Here is a 1,185-nt window from a genome sequence, read left to right as displayed (position 1 = left end):
AACCCCTTCTCCCCTCGGGGAGAAGCAACCATGTCATTGCGGTGCCTGTTGCCAAGGCCTGTCGCGTTGAAGGATGAGGTTGGCCGCCTCGATAAGCTTTCGCATAATGGCGACGATTGCGACCTTGGGCGGCTTTCCAGCGGCGATTAGGCGCTTAGCGAAGACACCATAGCAGGGGTCGCAACGCTTGGCGGTCAATGCCGCAAGGTAGAGTAATTTGCGTGGTCGGCGACGGCCGCCGGCGATGAAGCGCTGGCCCTTGCGCTCACCCGAATCCCGGTCGAATGGCGCCACACCGATCAACGCCGAGGCCTGTCCCCTGCGCATGGACCCCAGTTCGGGCATGCGGATCAGCAGGCTGAGCGCCACGATGGGGCCAACGCCGGGCAAGGAGCGCAGAAGGCCGAGACGATGCGCCAGATCGGGCCAGAGCCGGATGCGAGCCATGATGTCGGCGATCATCCTGGTCTTTCGGGTGACCAGGATGGCCAGTTGAGCGCGGGCCTCCGCCACAAGGTCGGGCAGGCTCATATGCTCCATTTGGGTCTTGAGCAGGGTCGCCAGATCCGTCGCCTGCTCATATGCGGTCAACCGCTCGGCCAGCTCGACCAGACGCGGATCTGCCGCTGCTTTGATAGTATCGACTTGCGCGGTCGCGCTCGCGATCAGCTTTGCATCGATGCGATCATTCTTGGCTCTAAGCCGCTTGAGACGGGCAAACAGCTTGATCTCTATGGGCTGATGCACAACCAGTTCCAGCCCGCTGTCGCACACCGCCTTCACGAGCGCGCGCTCATAGCCGCCAGTTGCCTCCAGTCCAACCCGCAAAACACCCCGGGCAAGAAGCCAGTCGACCAGCTCCCCATGTCCGGCGGGCGTATTGGTGACCCGCAGCGTTGCCTCGCAGCCATGGAGTGCTGCATCCAGCCAAGGCTTGGAGACATCGACGCCGGCGCTGCGTGTGATAGACTTCGAGATGTTCATCGATCCCTCCTTGTGGCTTCGGACCCTGTCGTCCCTGCAACCATCCGGATCAGTGAACAGCCGACGGCGACCAAGCTTCTCCACAGCCCACAGGGCTCAGATGCCGACGGTCCTTCCGACGGTGGTCGGCCTGATGCGCGAACATCGGGCCGACAAACCGGACAGGCAGCAGTCTAACAGAGATACAACACACAAGGTGCC

General features: G+C 62.4%; 1 protein-coding gene. It reads right to left on the bottom strand.

Going from position 1 to position 1,185, the window contains the following annotated elements; translation table 11 throughout:
* Positions 1 to 33: 33 nt before the first annotated feature.
* The gene (locus A6U86_RS07855; protein WP_083196760.1) at positions 34 to 984 is read right to left on the bottom strand and encodes an IS110 family transposase; all 951 of its coding nucleotides are present in this window, start codon (positions 982 to 984) and stop codon (positions 34 to 36) included.
* Between the last annotated feature and the right edge of the window lie 201 nt (positions 985 to 1,185).

The sequence above is a fragment of the Rhizobium sp. AC27/96 genome, from assembly GCF_001692325.1.
GTDB lineage: Bacteria > Pseudomonadota > Alphaproteobacteria > Rhizobiales > Rhizobiaceae > Rhizobium.
The sequence above is the reverse complement of the archived record's forward strand: the minus strand, read 5'-3'. Positions and strand labels throughout refer to the sequence as shown.

Coding starts and splice junctions, on each gene's coding strand:
- A6U86_RS07855 (WP_083196760.1), bottom strand. CDS start 984: ATGAACATCTCGAAGTCTATCACACGCAGCGCCGGCGTCGATGTCTCC.